Source organism: Mesorhizobium sp. WSM4989 (assembly GCF_029625795.1).
Lineage (GTDB): Bacteria > Pseudomonadota > Alphaproteobacteria > Rhizobiales > Rhizobiaceae > Mesorhizobium.
Map to the genome: position 1 here is coordinate 1626119 of NZ_JARTVN010000002.1, position 19839 is coordinate 1645957.

General features: G+C 63.4%; 19 protein-coding genes. 15 read left to right on the plus strand and 4 right to left on the minus strand.

Features of this window, described 5'->3' with window-relative positions:
- The first annotated feature begins 194 nt into the window (after positions 1–194).
- The 6 genes from P9217_RS20550 to P9217_RS20575 all read left to right on the plus strand — a co-directional run bounded on the left by P9217_RS20550 (position 195) and on the right by P9217_RS20575 (position 6274).
- A complete protein-coding gene (locus P9217_RS20550) occupies positions 195–1415 on the plus strand; it encodes a glycosyltransferase family 2 protein (RefSeq protein WP_127240809.1) in 1221 nt (406 codons plus the stop codon).
- Positions 1416–1613: 198 nt separating this feature from the next.
- The gene (locus tag P9217_RS20555; RefSeq protein WP_278087418.1) at positions 1614–2189 is read left to right on the plus strand and encodes a methyltransferase domain-containing protein; all 576 of its coding nucleotides are present in this window, start codon (positions 1614–1616) and stop codon (positions 2187–2189) included.
- Positions 2186–2578 carry a GtrA family protein gene (locus P9217_RS20560; RefSeq protein ID WP_278087419.1) on the plus strand — a complete coding sequence of 131 codons (393 nt, stop codon included), beginning with the start codon at positions 2186–2188 and terminating at the stop codon, positions 2576–2578. Before P9217_RS20555 ends, P9217_RS20560 begins: the two co-directional genes overlap by 4 nt.
- Positions 2575–3243, plus strand: coding sequence for a class I SAM-dependent methyltransferase (locus tag P9217_RS20565; protein ID WP_067000248.1), 669 nt, complete (start codon positions 2575–2577; stop codon positions 3241–3243). Before P9217_RS20560 ends, P9217_RS20565 begins: the two co-directional genes overlap by 4 nt.
- A gap of 12 nt (positions 3244–3255) precedes the next feature.
- Positions 3256–4389, plus strand: a complete 1134-nt coding sequence (locus P9217_RS20570; RefSeq protein WP_278087420.1) for a glycosyltransferase family 4 protein — start codon at positions 3256–3258, stop codon at positions 4387–4389.
- 193 nt (positions 4390–4582) lie between these two features.
- A complete protein-coding gene (locus P9217_RS20575; protein WP_278087421.1) occupies positions 4583–6274 on the plus strand; it encodes a hypothetical protein in 1692 nt (563 codons plus the stop codon).
- Positions 6275–6347: 73 nt separating this feature from the next.
- On the opposite strand, the gene P9217_RS20580 is transcribed toward P9217_RS20575, so the two are convergent.
- Both P9217_RS20580 and P9217_RS20585 read right to left on the minus strand, forming a co-directional pair.
- Positions 6348–7229: a DMT family transporter gene (locus tag P9217_RS20580; protein WP_127240814.1), complete on the minus strand. Its 882-nt coding sequence runs from the start codon at positions 7227–7229 to the stop codon at positions 6348–6350.
- An 80-nt stretch (positions 7230–7309) separates the two neighbouring features.
- Entirely contained in the window at positions 7310–8110 is an 801-nt protein-coding gene (locus P9217_RS20585; protein ID WP_278087422.1) for an IclR family transcriptional regulator, read from the minus strand.
- A gap of 239 nt (positions 8111–8349) precedes the next feature.
- Between P9217_RS20585 and P9217_RS20590 the strand changes: the two genes are divergently transcribed.
- From P9217_RS20590 to P9217_RS20605, 4 genes are read left to right on the plus strand one after another with little or no spacing between them, the layout of a single operon-like run.
- Positions 8350–9402, plus strand: coding sequence for an ABC transporter substrate-binding protein (locus tag P9217_RS20590; protein ID WP_127403560.1), 1053 nt, complete (start codon positions 8350–8352; stop codon positions 9400–9402).
- A gap of 24 nt (positions 9403–9426) precedes the next feature.
- Positions 9427–10926: a sugar ABC transporter ATP-binding protein gene (locus P9217_RS20595; RefSeq protein ID WP_278053867.1), complete on the plus strand. Its 1500-nt coding sequence runs from the start codon at positions 9427–9429 to the stop codon at positions 10924–10926.
- A complete protein-coding gene (locus P9217_RS20600; protein WP_278053868.1) occupies positions 10923–11888 on the plus strand; it encodes an ABC transporter permease in 966 nt (321 codons plus the stop codon). Before P9217_RS20595 ends, P9217_RS20600 begins: the two co-directional genes overlap by 4 nt.
- The gene (locus P9217_RS20605; RefSeq protein ID WP_127248446.1) at positions 11885–12856 is read left to right on the plus strand and encodes an ABC transporter permease; all 972 of its coding nucleotides are present in this window, start codon (positions 11885–11887) and stop codon (positions 12854–12856) included. Before P9217_RS20600 ends, P9217_RS20605 begins: the two co-directional genes overlap by 4 nt.
- Here P9217_RS20605 and P9217_RS20610 read toward each other — a convergent pair.
- On the minus strand, positions 12830–13771 hold the full coding sequence (locus tag P9217_RS20610) for an amidohydrolase family protein (protein ID WP_127217187.1): 942 nt from the start codon (positions 13769–13771) through the stop codon (positions 12830–12832). The two genes, P9217_RS20605 and P9217_RS20610, sit on opposite strands and share 27 nt — an antisense overlap.
- 68 nt (positions 13772–13839) lie before the next feature.
- Between P9217_RS20610 and P9217_RS20615 the strand changes: the two genes are divergently transcribed.
- The 5 genes from P9217_RS20615 (at position 13840) to P9217_RS20635 (ending at position 18438) form a co-directional block, all read left to right on the plus strand.
- Positions 13840–15165: an alanine racemase gene (locus P9217_RS20615; RefSeq protein ID WP_127217186.1), complete on the plus strand. Its 1326-nt coding sequence runs from the start codon at positions 13840–13842 to the stop codon at positions 15163–15165.
- A gap of 34 nt (positions 15166–15199) precedes the next feature.
- Positions 15200–15544, plus strand: coding sequence for a RidA family protein (locus P9217_RS20620; RefSeq protein ID WP_067000282.1), 345 nt, complete (start codon positions 15200–15202; stop codon positions 15542–15544).
- A 9-nt stretch (positions 15545–15553) separates the two neighbouring features.
- Positions 15554–16564 (plus strand): succinylglutamate desuccinylase/aspartoacylase family protein, encoded by a 1011-nt coding sequence (locus P9217_RS20625; RefSeq protein WP_127847169.1) that lies wholly within the window; start codon positions 15554–15556, stop codon positions 16562–16564.
- 36 nt (positions 16565–16600) lie between these two features.
- Positions 16601–17779 (plus strand): hypothetical protein, encoded by a 1179-nt coding sequence (locus tag P9217_RS20630; RefSeq protein ID WP_127217428.1) that lies wholly within the window; start codon positions 16601–16603, stop codon positions 17777–17779.
- 155 nt (positions 17780–17934) lie between these two features.
- Entirely contained in the window at positions 17935–18438 is a 504-nt protein-coding gene (locus P9217_RS20635; RefSeq protein WP_127404286.1) for a hypothetical protein, read from the plus strand.
- Between the two features lie 28 nt (positions 18439–18466).
- On the opposite strand, the gene P9217_RS20640 is transcribed toward P9217_RS20635, so the two are convergent.
- A complete protein-coding gene (locus P9217_RS20640; protein ID WP_278087424.1) occupies positions 18467–19795 on the minus strand; it encodes a DNA polymerase IV in 1329 nt (442 codons plus the stop codon).
- Positions 19796–19839: the final 44 nt, after the last annotated feature.

A 19839-nucleotide genomic window follows, 5' to 3' on the forward strand; every position in this document is an offset into this window, starting at 1 on the left:
TTTGGCGCGAGGCGTGGCCACCAGTTCAAGCCCCGCCACGATCACCCGTACTGGCCAAACCACGTCATTCGCTCAACGACGTATGGTTCTGTATATCTTTGCCTAACTTGTTCTTGCTAATCTTGCAACTGGGCTGCGGAAATGTTGGGGCCCAAGCTGTAAGCAAGGCTGACGATTGGGCAGGAGCGGGCACGATGGTCGACAAGTCGAATCTCGCGATCGTCGCAACTGATCTCGATGGGCAGCACGCCGATGACGCAGGGGCCCCTCTCGTGTCGGCCATTATCCCTTGCCTGAACGAAGAGCGCACGCTCGGCATCTGCATTCGCAAGGCGCTTGACGTTTTTTCGAAGCGGGGCATTAAGGGCGAGGTCGTCGTCGGGGACAATGGGTCGACCGATCGGTCGGTGGAGATTGCCGAGTCCCTCGGCGCGCGTGTCGTGCACCAGCGGGTCAAGGGATACGGCGCGGCGATCAGCGCGGCGGCTGAAGCTGCACGAGGCAAGTACCTCGTCATGGCGGATGCGGACGATTCCTACGACTGGAGCAGCCTAGGCGACTTCATCGACGCGCTGGAGGGTGGTGCCGAACTGGTGATGGGCGATCGCTTCGCCGGCGGTATCGAGCCCGGCGCCATGCCCCCTCTGCATCGGTATCTTGGCAATCCTGCGCTTTCAACAATTGCCCGCTGGCTTCATCATTCTCCGATACACGATTTTCATTGCGGCATGCGAGGATTCACCCGCGATGCGTTTCGCCAAATGGGCGCGCGCTCGCCTGGCATGGAATTCGCCTCGGAGATGGTCATCAACGCGCATCGCGCGGGCCTGGTGATCCGCGAGGTGCCAATCAAGCTCTATCCGGACAAGCGCGGCCGCCCACCTCACCTGCGTTCGTTCCGCGACGGTTGGCGACATCTGCGGCTGATCGTGGCCCATGCACCCAACACCATGTATCTCATACCGGGAGCGACCTTGCTGGTGTCCGGTATTGCTGGTCTTGCGGTCCTCGCGGCGGGACCTGTCCGGATCGGAGGGTGGTATTTCGGAATTCACTTCGTCGCGCTCTCCGCGATGGCGACGCTGATTGGCCTTTCGGCCATCCTTTTCGGTATGCTGGCCAAGGTGGCGATCGCTATCTATCACCCGGGCCACGGCGGCCGGGTCGTGCCTTGGCTGATGCGCGGCCGCCCGCTGGAATGGCTGGTCTTTTCCGGCGGCATGCTCGCGGTGGCGGGCTTTGTCGCGGACGTATTGCTGGCACTGCATTGGATCTTCATAGGCGGCCCGATGGAGCAATCGGTGCACCTGACCTTCGTGATCACCACCGCCTGCGTGGCCGGGATGTCCATGGTGCTGTCCGGCTTCGTTCTCAAGTTGCTGCTTGATAATCTGGACGATAGGCGTGCGTTCTGAGCGCTTCGACATCGAGCGCCTGGCGCGACGGAAAAAAGATAGAGTCGGCGCCAGCAGGTCGGTGGTGCATTGAAAGCTGGTGGGATGAGGGGAAGCAGGGCGGTTCCGCGGATTTGGGATACGGACTGGCTGGTCTTGCGCGGGCTAGCTCGGCTGTTGCGAAAAGAGGCGAGGGCGCATGTTAGGCCGGGCACACTAATGGTCGATCTCGGCTGTGGTGACATGCCCTATGCTGACATGATGTTCGAGATGAAGATCGACTATCGGGGCGCGGATATCGGCGAGGGCAGCTTCCTGAAAATTGACGAGCAGGGCCGCGTGCCACTAGCAGATGGCATCGCTGGAGCAGTACTTTCAGTACAGGTCCTGGAACACGTGCGCGACCTTGACTCGTACTGCGCCGAGATTCGGAGATTGTTGCGCGATGACGGTGTGCTGTTGTTGTCTACTCACGGCAGCTGGCTCTACCACCCTCACCCTGAGGACCATCGTCGTTGGACACGCACCGGACTTGTCGTAGATCTTGCCGATCGCGGCCTCGAAGTCGAAGAGGTGCATGCGATTGCCGGGCCCTTGGCAACCACGACGCTAATCCGCCTTACGGGCTTTGCTTTCTTCCTTCGCCGCCTACCCATCATAGGCGCAATTTTGGCGTCGCTCCTTGCCCTGTTGATGAACCTGCGCGCTCAATTGGAAGATCGTCTAACGCCCGCCCAGATACGCGACGACAATGCCTGCGTTTTCTTGATCCGCGCTCGGAAGGCAGCGATATGAGCGTGCGCACGCCCTTCGCCTATATGGTGATCGCCGGCATCTGCATCGCTCTGCACAACGTGGTCATCATCTTGTCTGACAGGGTCGGGATACGTTTGTGGCTGGCCGTACTGTTGTCCTTCTGCGTCGTGGCGGGCACTGGCTATGTGCTTCATAGCGTATTCACCTTTCGGCGACCATTGGCTCCCATAACCTTCGCACGGTACGTCATTGCAATGATCGCCAACATACCATTGGCATTTGTCACCATATGGTTTTGGCATCAGCAGACCGGCCTGCCGATGGTGTTCGCCTCGCCACTTGCCTCGGTCTGCATGCTGGCGCTGAACTTCCTGCTTGGTCGATGGGCTATCGCCACGCCAAACCGCTGGATGACGGGGGGACCATGACCTTGGCCACGGCAATGGGCCCGATCGATCCGAAGCTTCTGCAGGACATCCTGTCGCGTCACCTCGCCTTTTATCGAAACAAGGCGCCGACTTATCAGGCGGTTATGCTCGATAGTCTACGCGAGCTGTGGGACAAGCAGCATTGCAAATTGCTCGACGTCGGTGGTGGCACTGGGGTGATCGCTCAAGCCATAGCCGAACTCTTTCCGGTGGATGAGGTGCAGACAGTGGATATGGTTGACCGTTTCTGCCCTTCGCTGAGCGTGCTGACCAAGCAGTATGACGGCAAAACCCTGCCTTTCGCGGACCGTAGTTTTGATGCGGCGACACTCAACAATGTAGTACATCACGTTCCAGTCACAGCACGTACGGACTTGCTGCGTGAAATTCGGCGCGTGGTTGATGGTCCGCTTTACATAAAGGATCACGAAAGCTGCGGAAGGCTGGACGACCTGCGCCTCACCGCAATGGATGCGATAGGCAATATCCCATTTGGCGGAATGATCTGGGCGCGCTACTTGAAGCGGGCAGAATGGGGGAAGTTAGCAACCGAAAGTGGCTACCGCATTGCTCGTCGCGCTGCGCCGAAGCAATATCGAAAAAGCATCCATGAACTGCTGTTTCCCAATCGTCTCGAAGTGACAATGCGCTTCGAGCCCGCTTGATGGGTCGGTCCGGTGCGCATTTTGACCGTCAGCCATTTCTATGAAGGTCACGGCGGCGGCATAGAGCGTGTGGCCGGGCATTTGTGCCGACAATTCACGCAACTGGGCGTTCAGGCTGTTTGGGCCGCCAGCGATGCCGATCAGCCGCCGGAAGGCGACGTTGAAGCGGTCCCTCTTGCCTGCGTCGACCCAGTCGAGAAGGTCATTGGGCTGCCAATGCCGCTGGCGCGCGTCCGTGCGATTCGCGCGCTAGCCCGCGAAATGCACCGTAGCAATGCGGTCGTAGTGCACGATGCGCTGTACATGACATCGATCCTGGCATTGCTGATGTCGAAGGCTTTTCGCAAGCGCGTGGTGCTGATCCAGCATATCGCCGGCATCCCCTTTTCTTCGCGCATTCTCCGCTCCGTGATGGCACTAGCCAACATCGTCATCACGCGCCCGATGCTCCGAGCCGCTGACGCAGTTGTGTTCATCTGCGACACCGTGCGCCATGATCTTGTGGGCACGCCAGCGCGCATTCCCTTCCAACTGCTGTTCAACGGTGTTGACGGTGCGATTTTTCATCCCGCTTCAGGCCCGCTGCCTGTGCCGGAGGCCCCTGCGGCGAACTCGATCCCCCCGGGTACGCGTCGCGTTCTTTTCGTTGGTCGCTACGTCGAGAAGAAAGGACTGTCGGTGCTGCGGGCTTTGGCCGCGTTCCGCCAGGATCTCGCATTTCTGATGGTCGGCAGCGGCCCGATCCACCCCGGCAAATGGGGACTTGCCAATGTTCACGACCTTGGTGTCCAGAGCCCTCAGGCCCTGGCGGACCTTTATCGGGGGGCTGACTTCCTGCTGTTGCCGAGCGTCGGAGAGGGCTTTCCGCTCGTTATTCAAGAGGCAATGGCCTGCGGACTGCCTGTCGTCTGCGGCGAACCGAGCAACCGTGCCGACCCGGGCGCGGCCAAATGGCTGCGTGGCGTTGCCATCGACCTCACCAATCCCGACGGGTCGGCCAGGCGTTGCGCCGATGCCATCGACAGCCTTGCCCTCACCTCCGAGGAGCGAGCCGCCATGGCTCGTTACGCGTTGGCGCAGTACGACTGGCGCGCAACGGCGCTCGGCGTGCTGACCTTGGCAGGCGGAGGAGTGGCCAAACTTTGACCTACTTCGCCATGGTCGATGCGGTTTCGCGTCCGCATCTGGCCGAAGTTCAGGCGCTTTCGGCCCTGGCCTGTGCTTGAGGCCTTCCAGCAACGAACACCGAACAGGGCTTCAAACGTCTGGGCGGTGTGGCCTAGCCAATTTTCTTAATTAACGTCGCTTAAATCTGAGGTTCATTCCAGGGCGGGATTGAATGCGATCAGAAGCAGGTCTGGCTGATTTATTCGGTGCAGGATCGCGCCGCTTAACGATCTTTCTACGCGCTTTGATCGTACTGAAGATCGCGTTGTTGTTCGCCTCGGCTTGGAATTGCCGATTCGTCATGGACGAATTTGGTCAGCTTGGATACGCGAAGCATTTGTTTAATGGGCTGTTCGCCACCGTGCAGCCAAGCAAGGCGGTCGGTTCCACCGCCTTTTACAAGCTGGCTCACCTGATCGGTTGGGATGCCACGTCCATTCTGCTTGTCGGTCGTATGCAGACCGCATTGCTGGCATGCGCGACCATTGCTTTGGTCTACGCCTGCGCTCGCGCGCTTGGGGAGGATCGGGTTCGTGCCTTGGCCATTGTCCTCGTCCTCTTGTGCTTCTCGAATTTCATGGAGCGCATCTTTCGCACTATCGCCGAACCGCTGGCGGTGTTCTTCGCCGTAGGGGCGCTGCTGGTCGTGCTACGGGCCCGTGAATTGAGGGGATGGCAGCTTGTCGCTGCCGGCGCCTTGAGCGGCCTGTCGTTTCTCGCAACGCAGAAATCAATCTACTTCAACCTTGCGCTAGGCCTTGGCCTGGTCGCCGACGCGGCTTTGATGAGACGCTATCTGGCAGGCATGGCCCGCGGGGCATGGCTCGTGCTGGGATGGACTCTCCCTATAATCGCATATTGCTTCATCTTCGGCGGCGCCGACCCTGTTCCCGTCGCCAAGAGCCTGGTGTTCGGCCCTGTTGAGGTCGCGACGCGCGGCGGCGGTGACTACGGGGGGCTGAGGCGCTTCGTGGTTCAGACGCTCGCGCGCAATTATGTTCTTTACGTCTTCTGTTTCGCCGGCATGGCTCTGTCTCTGATACAGATCATGAAGCTCGACGAGCGGAGGCGAATTGCGCTGATCTTCTCTGTCGTCATCACGGTGCTGGTCTTCGCGCACGACCAGCCGTGGCCCTACGTGTTCATCATGGCGTTGCCGTTCATGTCGCTATGGTCGTTGACGATGCTCGACGGCCTCGCAGCCCGCGCGCGTTATCTGCGCCTGGCGTGGATAGCCTTGGTCACGGCGATGGCCATAAGCTTCGTTGCCAATATACTTTACTTTCGCTTCGACAATACGGCCCAACTTGAGCTGGTGGCGCGTGCGGAGTCATTGCTTGCACCCGACGAGCGGTACTTCGACGGCATAGGAATGTTGCCCAATCGAATGGAGCCAACAACTTTGTGGCTCGACAAACACTACGTGCTCGCGACCTTGCGGGAAAGCGGGCGTTCCGAGGCTTACAATGTGCTTAGCAAGTCTCGCCCGAAGCTGATCCTGTGGTCCTACCGGATGGACTATATCTATCCGGTAGTCGCGCCCCTGATTTTGAACAGCTATGTCCGTGTGGCGCCAAACCTCAGGATCGCTGGTTTCCGCCTGCAACCCGGTGAGCGGAAGATCTTTGATGTTCCTATTGCTGGAACTTATGCGCTCTACAGCGCCGATGGAACGCCTTTGCGGGGCCGGGTCGAAATCGACGGCACCGTGCTTGATCCGCCATTTCACCTTGCGATCGGGCCAAAGACCGTAACATTACGCAACGGTGCGGGCGAAGCCCTGCTGCTGCCAGCGGGCTCTTACGCCGGACATTTCAAGGCCGGCGGCGACAATGATCTTCTATTTGATGGCGTCTACGATTGAGCGATGAGGCGAGTGATGACGGTCCCGCCGACGCCAGTTCGCAGGCAACCCAACCGGGCGTCTGACCTGGCAGCTAGGAGGTCGCGACTTCGGCAGGCTGAGGCGCCTTGCGCTGCAGGTTGAGCAGATTGCCGGTCAGGATCAGCAAGGCGCCGCCGGCGGTGAAGACATCGATCTGCTCGTTGTAAAGCAGCCATCCGATCAGCGCCGACAGCGGCACGCGCAGGAAGTCCATCGGCGAAATGACGGTCGCATCGGCGTGGCTGAGCGCGCGGGCCATGCAGAAATGGGAGGACATGCCGGTGAAGGCGACCACCAAAATCGACGGCCACAGTTCGACTGCCGGGTTGCGCCAGACATAGAGCGCCGGGACGAGGCCGACCACGGACTGAATGATCAGCATCCAGAAGATGATGCGCACGACGCTGTCGGTTCGCGTCAGCGACTTGACCATGACCACCGAAACGCCGAAGCACATTGCGGCTCCCAGCACGACGAGATGCCCGGGATCGACCGAGCCGACGCCGGGACGCACGATTATCACCACGCCGATCAGCCCCAGCACGATTGCCGTCAGCCTGGCCCGCGACAGCCTTTCGCCGAGAAAGCTCACCGCCAGGATCGCCGTCCAGATCGGGGTCGTGAACTCGATCGAGATCAGCACGGCCAGCGGAATCAAGGTCAGCGCATAGAGCCAGGCGGCCTGGCCGGCATAATGGACCACGTTGCGGGCAATGTGGGCGAGCGGGCGCTGGGTGCGCATCGCCCTAAAGCCGCCCCCCATCAGCACCAGCGGCAGCAGGATGAAGAAGCCGATCACCGAGCGCAGCTCCAGCACCTGGAAGACATTGAGCGCGGCCGTCGCGGTACGGCCAGCGACCGACATCGCCAGGAACGAGGCGATCGACAGCGCCATCCAGAGCGCGGCCTTGGTGATCGAGGGAGCGGGTGCCATTGGCGCTATGTCGCAAGACCGTCGTTGTGCCGCAACCGGTAGTCGCGGCATTCGACTGGGCCAGACGGCCGCATTCCGGCTCAGCTTCCGGCGAGCGACAGTGCGCGGGCGCGCTCGCGCAGCAGCTCAAGCAACTGGTTGCGACGCGGCTCCGGCGTATCGACCGGCAGCACAAAGCAAAGCGTCGTGTTGATGGCGCCGTGGCTGTCGCGGATGGGAGCCGCCATGCACCAGGTGAAACGGTCGGCGAGCGCCGAGGTCTCGCTGAAGCCCTGCCGGCGAGCCAGGTCGACGTCGGCGAAGAATTCGTCGGGAGCAATGACCCGACCGTCGGGGAGTTCGTAGTCGGCGGCAGGAATGAAATCCTTGAGTTCCCTCTCCTGCATATGGCCGACCAGCAGCCGCCCCGACGCCGTCCAGGGGATCGGCACCTCGATGCCGACATCGCTCGAGATGCGGAAAGGGCCAGGAGAATCCCGACAATCGAGAACGACATATTTGTTGCCGCGCAGGCCACAGAGCTGAACGGTCTCGCCGGTCTCGGCCGCCATCCTGTCCAGCGTTTCAAGGATGCGGCGATAGTGTGCGTTGTGATGCGAGTACGCCCATCCGAACAAGTGCATCGCCCGCCCGAAATAGACGTAGCCCTCGGACCCGACATTTTCGAGCATCTCGGCTCCGAGCAGGCTGTTGACGATCTCATAGGTCGTCGAACGGGGTGCGTTGATCATCTTTGCGATGTCGCCGATGCGCATCGGCGCGCGATGCTTCAGCAGGGCCTCGAGCAGCATGATGACGCGGTCGATGCCGCGGCGGCGCTCACCGGCCTGCGGTTGCACCCCGGCGCCTGCCTCGATCAAACCAGTTGCGCCTTCGCTCATGCCAGCCGCCCAAAAATCATTTTCGGCTCTCGTCTCAAGACGCTTGAAAGATGTCAAGGCTCAGTCTAGCATCCAGTTTGTCCGATATACAGACACGTTGTCTGGAATATCGGACAAACTAACGAGCCGGGCAGAAGAAGTCCAGACGACGAACAAGCGGTTTCCGCGACGCGGCGACCGCGGTGTTTCGCCGTCCCGACTCCGCGCGTCCGGACAAGAGCTACAGAAGGGGAACCGTCATGAAGAAGTCATCGTTTTTCGTATCCGCCAGCGCCTTTTGCCTCGGTCTCGTCCTGGCCGTGGGTGTCGGCTCGCAGGCCGATGCGGCCGCGAAGTGCATCAAGGGCGACCGCAAGGCGCCGTATACGATCGGCTGGGCCAACATCTATTCCGTGCCGACCTGGATGAAGCAGACCCAGGGCACGATCGAAGCCGAGGTCGAGGCGCTCAAGAAGCAGGGGCTGGTCGACAAGCTGGTCGTGACCGACGCCCAGGGCGACGCCAATGTGCAGATCCAGCAGATCCAGTCGATGATCGATTCCAATGTCGACGCCATCATCCTGATCGCCGGTTCCTCGACCGCTCCGGCGCGCGTGATCGCGGATGCCTGCGCCAAGGGTATCGCGATCATCAACTTCGACAGCCTGGTCGATACCGACCAGGTGACGGCCAAGGTCAACACGGATTCCTCGCAGTGGGGCGACCAGGCCGCGAAGTTCCTGATCGACGCCATCGGCGGCAAGGGCAAGATCCTTATCCTCAACGGCCCCGCCGGCGTTTCAGTCAGCGACGATCGCCGCAAGGGCGCCGATGCCGAGCTCAAGGCCCACCCCGACGTGAAAATCCTCGCCGAGACCAACACGCCGTACAATGTCGCGCCGGCCCAGGAAGCCGTCACCAGCTTGCTGTTCGCCAATCCCGAGATCGACGGCATCCTGTCGCTCGGCGGCGCGCTCTCGGCCGGTGCGGTGCTCGCGCTCGACAAGCAGGGCCGCGACCAGGTGCCGATCACCGGCGAGAATGCGCGCCAGTTCCTCGAGCTGTGGAAGGAAAAGGGCCTGAAGAGCTGGGCGACCATGCAGCCGAACTGGCTCGGCGCCTTTGCCACCTACACCGCGGTCCAGGCGCTGGAGGGTAAGGACGTGCCGGCCTTCGTCAAGATTCCGCTGCCGGTCATCGACAATTCCAACATCGATCAATACCTCGCCCGGGCGAAAGATTTCCCGGCTGACGGTTACATCTATTCGCCCTACGATGAGGAGCTGTTCAAGAAGCTGCTGGCGCAGAAGTAGGCCGGAAAGGTCGCAGCATTGACCATGGCTCCGCTCCTTGCCGCGCGGGGGGTGTCGAAGGCGTTCTTCGGCAACCCCGTCCTGCGCGACGTCTCCATCGCTCTCCAGCCGGGCCGCGTGCATGCGCTGCTCGGCGAGAACGGCGCCGGAAAGTCGACCTTGATCAACCTCCTGTCGGGCGCCTTGCGCCCGGACAGCGGGACCATCGAGCTCGATGGGCGTGCCGTGGCACGCATGACGCCAGCGCTCGCGCGGCGGGCCGGCATCGCCGTCGTGCAGCAAGAGCTCAGCCTGACGGCCAGCCTTTCTATAGCCGAGAACATCGGCATCGGCGCCTATCCCAAGCGCTTCGGGCTAGTCGATTACAAGGAGCTTGCCGCGCGGGCGAAGGCGGCATGCAAACTTGTCGGCCTCGACGAGCCGCTGTCGACACCAGTTGGGAATCTATCCCTCGGGCGACGGCAGATGGTGGAGATCGCCAAGGCTCTCTATCGCCGGCCGCGCGTGCTCATCCTCGACGAGCCGACCTCGTCGCTCTCGGCGACGGAAACGAAAATCCTCACCGCCCTGTTGGGACGGTTGCGTGGAGAAGGCGTCGCCATTCTCTACATCTCGCACCGGCTCAACGAGGTGATGGCGCTCTGCCAGCATGTGACCGTGCTGAAGGACGGCACCTGCACGGCCGACCGGTCGCTGGAGGGAACCGACGCGACTGGATTGGTGCGCCTGATGGTCGGCCGCGACCCCGGCGATCTCTTTCCGAAATGGCAGCCGTCGGTATCGCCCGGCGCCGCCATCTCGGTCCGCGGCTTCTCGGCCGGCCTGATGCAAGACGTCGACCTCGACATCGGGACCGGCGAGGTGCTGGGCATAGGCGGCCTGGTCGGTCAGGGGCAGGAGGATCTGCTGCTCGGTCTTTATGGGGCCATCCCGGCGAGGACGGTTTCGGCGACGGTAAACGGCGTGTCGGGCCTGCCGGGCAATGTGCCGAAAGCCAACGCGCTGGGGCTCGCCTATGTGCCAGCCGACCGTAAGCGCGAGGGCCTCCACCTTATTCATCCGATCATCACCAACATGATGTTGCCTTCCCTCGCGAGGCTTCCGTCGTTGAAGCTGCGCAGCCGCAAGGCTGAACGCCAGAAGGGAAGGGATCTCGCCGCCCAGCTTTCCATCAAGGGCGACCTGCAGCGTCCGGCGCAGGCCTTGTCGGGCGGCAATCAGCAGAAGGTCGCGCTGGCGAAGTGGATGCCGCACGATCCGCTGGTGCTGCTGCTCAACGATCCGACGCGTGGCGTCGACGTCGGGACCAAGCGCGAAATCTATCTGATGCTTCGCGCCTTCGCCGCCGCTGGCAAGGCGGTCGTGCTGCTCAGTTCCGATACGCCGGAACTGGTGCATCTATGCGACCGCGTCGCGGTGGTTCGTGAAGGCCGGGTCGCCAGGATGCTCGAGCGTGCCGCGCTGAGCGAGGAAGCCATCGTGTCGGCGGCGATGGGTGCAGAGAGGCGGAAGGTGGCGGCATGAGCATCATTCCATCCGCGAGAGCCGACGGCGCGCTCTACTGGCAGGTGCAGGCGCGCCGCAACATCGGCGTTCGCAGCCTCTTCCTGGTCGTGCTGGCGTTTCTCATCGCTTATGCCGTGCTTTTTCCGGGCCTGTTCACGGTCTCCGGCTTTGCCAAGTTCACCCAGAGCTGGTTCCCGCTGGCGCTGGTGGCGATGGCGCAGGCGATCCTCATGCTCACCGGCGGCATCAGCCTTGCGATCGGCGCGACCGTCAGCCTCGGCGCGGTCATTGCCGCGACCACCATGGGCGGACCGCTGGGCGTCGCCGGCGGCGCGGCCGCCGTGGCGCTTGCCGGGCTCGGCATCGGCGCCGCGACCGGCTTCATCGTGGTCAGGCTGCGCCTGCCGGCGATCGTGGTGACGCTCGCCGGCTCGTTCATCATCGGCGGCGCCGCACTGCTGATCCTGCCGAGGCCTGGCGGCTCCATCCCGGCTTGGCTGTCCGACCTGCTTGCCGGCGACACGCCAGCGGTGTTCGTGCTGCTGGTGGTGGTCGTCCTGCTGTGGAAGCTCTATCTCGCCACGCCGCTTGGATTGAGCCTCTATGCCGCCGGCGAGAATCCGGTCGGGGCTTACCGTTCCGGTGTGCCGGTCGACGCGGCGCGTGTGGCCGCCTATGCGATCAGCGGCCTCTTGTCGACCGGCGCCGGGCTGTTCGTCGCCGCGCAAACGGGCTCTGGCGATCCGGTCATCGGCACCGCCTTCACGCTCAATTCCATTGCCGCTGCCGTGCTTGGCGGCATTGGCTTTCTCGGCGGGCAGGGCACCATGCGAGGCGCGCTCGCCGGCAGCCTGCTGCTCAGCCTGATGATTAGCGTGATGTTCTTCCTCGGCTTCACCCCGGTAGCGCAGTATGTCGCGCAAGGGCTGATCATCATCGGCGCGGTCGCCATCCCGCAATTCCGCAAGGTGCAGCAATGACAGCCTGGACCGATAGCCCCGGCGGCAGACGCGCCAGGGCGATCCTCACCAGCCGACCGTCCCTTACCCTTGCCATCGTCGTCGCAGTCTGGATCGCGGCGAGCTTCGCATCGCGCGGCTTCGGCGCCTACGGACATCTGCGCTACCTGGTAGAACTTGGCGCGGTGATCGGCCTCGTGGCGGCCGGGCAGACCTTCGTGGTGATCGCCGGCGGCATCGATCTCTCGGTGGCAGCGATCGTCACCGTCAGCGCCATCAGCCTGCCGCTGCTGTCATGGCAGGCCGATCCGACCGGCCTTGCCTCCGTGCTCGCGGTGCTTGCGCTGACCACAGCTATCGGCGTGGTCAACGGGTTAGGCGTGGCGCTGCTGCGAGTCCATCCGATGATCATGACGCTTGCCATGGCGACATTCCTGCAGGGTCTGCTGATCATCATTGCCGGCGGCAGTGCCGTCACCGCCGAGAACCCGCTGGTTCATTGGCTTGGCAATGCGCGGCCGGCCGGCATCCCGGCTGGCATCCTGCTGTGGATCGCGGTTTCCGTGCTCGTGCTGACGCTGATGCATGCAACGCCTTTCGGCGCCCGCATCTTCGCCATGGGCGCCAATCCGCTTGCGGCTTCGCTATCGGGCGTGCCGATCATTTCCACGACATTGGCCGTCTACGGCATCAGCGGATTCACGGCGGGGCTCGCGGGCGTGCTGGTGCTCGGCATGAACGGGCAGGGCTATGTCGGGATCGGCGATCCTTATCTGCTCGCCTCGATCGCCGCAGTGGTGCTTGGCGGCACCTCGATCCTCGGCGGGCTCGGCACCTATGCCGGCACCATCCCGGGAGCCATCCTGCTGGTGACGATCACTGCGCTGATCACCGTGGTCAATGCATCGCCCGGCTGGCGCAGCATCCTGTTCGGTTCGCTCATCCTCGGGCTGCTGCTGCTCTCAGGCAGGGAGCAAGCCCGGCGATGACCCGGCGTCCAGGCGATAGATGCGAGCGGCGTTGCCAAAGAACAGCGCCGCCTGCTCATCCCGGGAAAGATCGGCGGTGATGACCTTGAAGCTGTCATATACCTCATCGAACGAGGCGTGCAGGCCGGCGACCGGGAAGTCGGAGCCGAACATGGCGCGCTTCATGCCGAAGCAGTCGATGCAATGCAGAACGATCGGCCGCAGACTTTCGAGCGTCCAGTCATGATCGTAAGCGACCAGGTCGGAGATCTTGATGGCGACGTTGTCGCGCTCGGCCAGCCGCCGCAGCCCGTCTCGCCATCTCTGCAAGCCTTCGGGATCACGGTCGATCGGGCTGCCGCAATGGTTGAGGACGAATTGCTGGTCGGGAAAGGCCGCGGCGAGGTGCGCTGCCTCGGCCAGTTGGCGTGGAAACACCATCAGGTCGAAGGAGAGCCCGTACCGGGCGAGCGAGCCAAGGCCGGCGCGCCAGGCGGGATCGTCCATTATGCCGTCGCGAGCGGCGAAGCGCCGGGCGGGATCAGGGTCCCAGCTCAGAATGTCGCGTATGCCGATGACGCGGTCGAACGCGGCCTGCGCCTCGATCAACTCCGCCGCGTTGTGGCTCGCCAACGGCACATGGACGACGTAGCGCGCCGCTACGCCGCACGACTTGTCGAGCGTCTCGAGCCAGCGGGTCTCGCCGACGCTGTCGTCGCTCGCCCAGCCGGCTTCGACATGGACGCTGGCGACGACATTGTGCCGGGCGGCGTCGCGCAGATAATCCTCGGGCAGATAGTTGCGGCGCAAGGCATCAAGCTCGCCGAGGCCGCCGCGTTCGCCGGCAGAGGCGGTCAGCCAGGGATGGCGGCCGAGGCTGAGATCCCAGAGATGGTGATGGGCGTCGATGATGGGTCCGGAGTAGGGATTTGGCACGCGGTTCCCTCAGGCCTTGGCCGGCAATCGGTTGAGCCATTGTTCGGCGACCGAAGGGTTAGCATCGGATGAGCGAGAACACACCGGCCCAATCGCTTGTCGTGCATGAAAATTTCATGCTCGACGATCGTATCCGTGGCGTGCCCCCCGGCACGTCCGGATTGGATTCCAGCCTGGCCGGACAGCAAGGCTGGCATCCGGCCGATGGCCGCATGTCGCTGCCGCTGCTCACCCTTGACGAAGCGGCCTTCGCCTCAAATCGCGACTTGTTCCTGCGTTATGCGCTCGAGCAGGGCGCTGCGGTCGCGCCGCATGCCAAGACGCCGATGGCGCCGGATCTCGCCCATTCGCTGGTCAAGGCCGGTGCCTGGGGCACGACGGTCGCCGATATAAGGCAGGCAACGGTGATGCTGAAGGCGGGTCTCTCGAGACTGATCATTGCCAACGAGGTCGGCGGCGCCGGTGGTGCAGGCCGGCTCGCGAAACTGACTGGCGCGTGGCCGGATGCCGAGCTCTATGTCTTCGCCGACTCGGTCGCGGCCGTGCGGGCACTGGCGGATGCGTGGCGGGCAGCTGCCGATCTCCCGCCGTTGCGTGTCCTGGTCGAGCTCGGCGCGGCGAGGGCCGGCGCACGAACCACGGCCGAGGCCGAAGCAATCGCCGATGCCGTCGCTGCGACCGGCGGACGGCTGCGCATTGCCGGCGTCGGCACCTATGAAGGTGCTGCCGCTCAGCCTGATTCGCTGCGCACCGATGAAGCGGTCTCTGCGCTGCTGGCATCGGTGGGCGACATGTTCCTCAGGCTCCGCGCTCGCCTCGGCGGCGAGGCTCCCCTGGTCGTGACGGCCGGCGGGTCGGTCTTCTTCGACAGGGTGGTGGCGGCGCTTTCGCCGCTGGTCGAACAGGACGGCAAGGCGACGCTGGTGCTGCGCAGCGGTGCCATCTTCTTCCACGACCACGGCGTCTATGACCGATCGCTTGGCGCGGTCGACAGCCGCAGCGGTTTCGAGCTCGGCGGCGCCACCGCCTCGGCGCGCAATTCTTTCCGTCCGGTCCTGCGTGTCTGGGCCGAAGTGCTTTCGCGGCCGGAACCTGATCTCGTCATTTGCGGCATGGGCATGCGCGACGTCTCCTTCGACCAGGGTTTTCCCAAGCCGCTCAGGGTGTATCGTTCGGGCGAGCCGCTGCCGGCTTCACCTGAGAAATCGCAGGTAGTCAAGCTCAACGATCAGCATGCCTTCCTGGCTCTCCAGCCTGGCGACGACATCGCGGTCGGCGACGTCATCGAATTCGGCATTTCGCATCCCTGCACCTGCCTCGACCGCTATCGCGTTATTTTCGGTGTGGATGAGACCGGTCGTGTGGCCCATGCCATTCCGACTTATTTCGGCTGACCAGGCCTCCAAAAAGAACTCGAAAGGATCCGAGATGATCAAATACTTCCAGTCCGGCTCTCGCATGTCGCAGGCGGTGGTGTATGGCGGCATGGTGCATATAGCCGGCCAGGTCGCCAACGACCGCAAGGGGGGCATCGAAGCGCAGACCAGCGATGTTCTGGCCAAAGTCGAGGCGCTGCTGCATGAGGCCGGCAGCAGCAAGTCGAAGCTCGTGGCGGTCAACATCTTCTTGCCGCAGATCGGCGATTTCGACGCGATGAACAAGATCTACGATGCCTGGGTGGATCCCGAGCGCCTGCCGGCACGCGCCTGCGTCGAAGCGCGTCTGGCCGACCCGGACCTGCGCATCGAAGTCACCGCCGTCGCGGCCGTCTGAGAGGACAGCATGCATACCGGCCTTGTCCACACGCTCGGTTTCGACCGCGAAGGCAAAACGCACGGCTATCTCAGCATTCCGTTCTCGGTCGACCGCTCACCCTATTTCCAGGTCAAGGTACCGATCTGCACCATTCGCAACGGGAAGGGTCCCTCACTGCTGCTGATGGCTGGCAACCACGGCGACGAGTATGAGGGCGAGCTGTCGCTGGCCAAGCTGATCCGCCGGCTCGATCCGGCCGCAATCAGCGGTCGCATCACAATCCTGCCGATGGCGAATACGCCGGCGGTTATGGCCGCCAAGCGCTGCTCGCCGCTGGACGGCGGCAACCTCAACCGCGCGTTCCCGGGCGATCCGACGGGCACGCCGACCAGTCGGCTCGCCCATTTCCTGGAAACGGAACTGTTTCCCCGTCACGATGTCGTCTTCGACATCCATTCGGGCGGCACCTCGATGGAGCATCTGCCGACGGCGCTGGTCGAGCGCAATGCCGATGCCGAGCGCCATCGGCGGGGTGTCGAGCTAATGCGCGCGCTCGGGATGCCGTTCGGCTTCGTCGCAGACAACGGCCAGGCCTCGCCGACCTCGATGGGTGCCGCGCGCCGGGCTGGCGCCATCGGCGTCAGCGGCGAATTCGGCGGCGGCGGAACCGCTACCGTCGATTCGATGACGCTTACCGCTCGCGCGCTCGATCGCCTGATGGTCGAGCTGGGCGTGGTCGCGGCGCCGGTGCTCACATCGGACGCAGAGCCGGCGAAGCCGACGCGGTTGCTTTCGCTGTCGAGGCACAGCCAGGGCATCTACTCGACGCGGCGCGGCTGGTTCGAGCCTGCGGTCCGCCTCGGCGACAGCGTCAGTGCTGGCCAGCTGGCGGGATGGTATCACGATCTCGAACGGCTGGAGCTTGCCGAGGAGGCGATGCGTTTCTCCGAAAGCGGCATCGTGCTGTCGCGCCGGCTGCACACCATGTGCGAGGCGGGCGACTGCCTGATGCAAGTGGCCGAGCCGGTCGAAGGCTGACGCCGGCCCGGAAGGGACGAAGAACCGAGGATGAGCATGCAGCTTTCGATGTGGACCTATCCCTGGGACATTCAGGATCTCGGCCTGGAGACGGTCGAGCGCGATATTGTCCAGCGCGCCGACCTCAACATGATCAGCCTGGCCACCTCCTATCATGCCGGTCGCTTCCTGCAGCCGCGTAGCCCGCGGCGAAAAGCCTATTTTCCAGAGGATGGCACCATCTATTTCAAGCCGTCAGCGGCGCGATGGGCCGACCTCGCCATCCAGCCCAAGGTCGCGGATGTGATTAGCGAAGGCGGCGACGTGCTTGGCCAACTCGTCCGCCGGCGGGAACAGGGCGGCCCCGGGGTCTCTTGCTGGACGGTGTGCCTGCACAACACCCGCCTCGGCATGCTTCATCCCGAGGCGGTCACTCGCAACGCCTTCGGCGATCCCAACTATTACAATCTCTGTCCCTCGCATCCCGACGCGCGCGCCTATGTCCGGGCGCTGGTTGCGGACATCTCGCACGGCTACAAACCGGACAGGATCGAACTCGAAAGCCCTTCCTTCATGGGATTTGCCCATGAGTACCATCACGAAAAGGACGGCGTCGGCCTGACGCCCGAGGAGGATTTCCTGCTGTCGCTGTGCTTCTGTCCCTCCTGTGTCGATCGCGCAGCCAAAGCCGGGGTCAACGCCGAACCGGCGCGAGCGCTCGTCCGGCAATGGATTGTCGAGACCTGCGAGCGCGCAGTGCCGGAGCGGCGCTTCCCCAGCTTTCCAGCGAGCGGACTCGAGGTTTTCGGGCCATGGCCGGAGCTACACGCCTATCTGGTCTGGCGCTTCGAGCCGGTGACCAGTCTGATCGCCGAGCTGCGCGAGGTGGCGCATCCGGTCACCGAGGTCCTCATCATCGACCTCAAGGAAGGCTGGCTGGGTGGCTGCGATCTGGCGGCTGTCGGCAAGGTCTGCGACGGGGCGATCCTGTGCGCCTATGACATGCAGGCCGAGGATGTCGCAAGCCTGGTGACGGACGGCCGCGCCGCGCTCGGCGCCGGCAAATTTCTCGGCACCGGCTACCGGCTTTTTTACCCGGAAATGGCGGGTCCGCAGTTGCTAGCGGCGAAGGTCAGCCCGGCGCGGAAAACTGATGTCGATGGCATCAATTTCTATAATTACGGGCTGGTGCCGGCAGCGCGGCTGGATTGGGTGAAGGCCGCGCTCTCGGCCTGAGCCGCCGCCGGCTTAAAATACCCTCACGCCAACCGACATTGTTGCAAAACGGTGATATCGGCAGGGGAACCTGCCAAGATCGCTTGCGTTCCTGAGTCTGTTTGCGCCTTCCGAGGCCAGGAGGCGCGTTTCGGCTCCAACGGGGGAGAATTTCGATGAGACCAGTGGTTCCGCTCGTTCTCGCCGGCTGCCTGATGACTGCCGCGAGCGCCTACGCCGACGATGCAGATTTCCTGCGCTCGTTCCAGGGCAGCTTCGCCGGCAACGGCACCTTCAAGGTGAGCGCGAATGCGCCGACGGTGAATATCTCCTGCGACTTCAAATCCGGCGCTACCTCGACCTCGCTGTCGCTCGACGGCAAATGCCGCGGGCTGATCTTGATGACGCGGGAGATCAGCGCGGATCTGAAGGCCACCGGCAGGGGCTATAGCGGCGTCTATATCGGCTCACGTACCGGGCCGGCGCAATTGAACGGCAGCCGCTCGGGCAACGCGCTCAATCTCGGCATCCGTTGGGCAAAGGAGGTCAATGGCGACCGCAAAGCGCAGTTGACCGTCGAAAAGACCGGCAGCGACAGCATGCGGCTGACGGTGACCGACACGGATCCAGAAACTGGCAAGACCATGGTGACGAGCCGGATCGACCTGCAGCGCACCTGATCAAGCCGCCCATGAATGCCAGCCGGTCTCAGTCCTCGAGCGGCTCGGGCGGGTTGGCAGCACGGCCCTTGCCGAAGGTGTAACCGGTCTCGACGGCCTTCCTGCCGAATTTGTCGCGCAGCTCGTCGATCGCGGTTTCGGCCATCGCGCGCTTGCGCGACTGGACGTCGACCAGATCCGGCGGATCGGCCTTCCCGTCGTCGGAAAGATCGCTGACGCCGATGCCGAGCAGGCGGAATTTCGTGCCGTCGGTCTCGCGACGCAACAAATCGAGCCCGGTTTGGAAGATGCGATCGGCCAGCCGTGTCGGATCGCCAAGCTGGCGGTTGCGTGTGCGCAGCTTGAAATCCTGCGTCTTCAGCTTCAGCACCACGGTGCGCCCGGCAATGCCGGATTTCTTCAGCCGCGCCGAGACTTTTTCCGACAGGCCGCGCAGCACCGGCACCAATTCTGCCAGCGAGCCGATGTCGTTGTCGAAGGTGGTTTCGGCCGATACGCTCTTGGCATCGCCGTCGGGGTCGACGCGGCGGTCATCCTCGCCGCGCGAAAGCCGGTAGAGCCGGTCGCCCATGACACCGTAGCGCCGCATCAGCTCGCCGCGCTCCATGCGCTGCAGCTGGGCAATGGTGCGGATGCCGTCGCGCTCGAGCGTCGCGGCCAAGGCCTTGCCGACGCCCCAGATCAGCGTGACCGGCTGCCCGGCGAGAAAGCTTGGCGCTTCCGCTTCGCCGATGACTGAAAAGCCGCGCGGCTTGCGGAAGTCCGACGCGATCTTGGCGAGGAACTTGCAGTAAGAGAGACCGGCGGAAACGGTGATGCCGAGTTCCTTCTCGACGGTCTGTGCGAAGCGGGCCAGCACAAGCGCCGGCGGCATGCCATGCAGCCGCTCGGTACCGGCGAGGTCGAGAAAAGCTTCGTCGATCGACAGCGGCTCGACCAGCGGCGTCAGCGCCTGCATCAGCGCGCGCACCTCGCGGCCGACGCGGACATATTTTTCCATGTTCGGCGGAATCACCACGGCCTCGGGACAGGCCTCGAGCGCCTTGAACATCGGCATCGCCGAGCGCACGCCCTGGATGCGGGCGATGTAGCAGGCAGTGGAGACGACGCCGCGCCTGCCGCCACCGACGATGAGTGGCTTGTCCTTCAGCGCCGGATTGTCCCGCTTTTCGATGGCGGCATAGAAAGCGTCGCAGTCGATGTGAGCGATGTGCAGCCGGTAGAGTTCCGGATGACGGACAAGGCGCGGGCTGCCGCAGCGCTCGCAACGGCGCGTCTCGCTGCGCTGAGAAGCCAGGCAGTCGCGACAGAAGCCGTGTTCGGGATTGTTGACAGGAGCCGCCATCGCTGCGAACATAAAGAGAACAAACGCAATGGTACGACAGTGCAGGGCCTGCAACA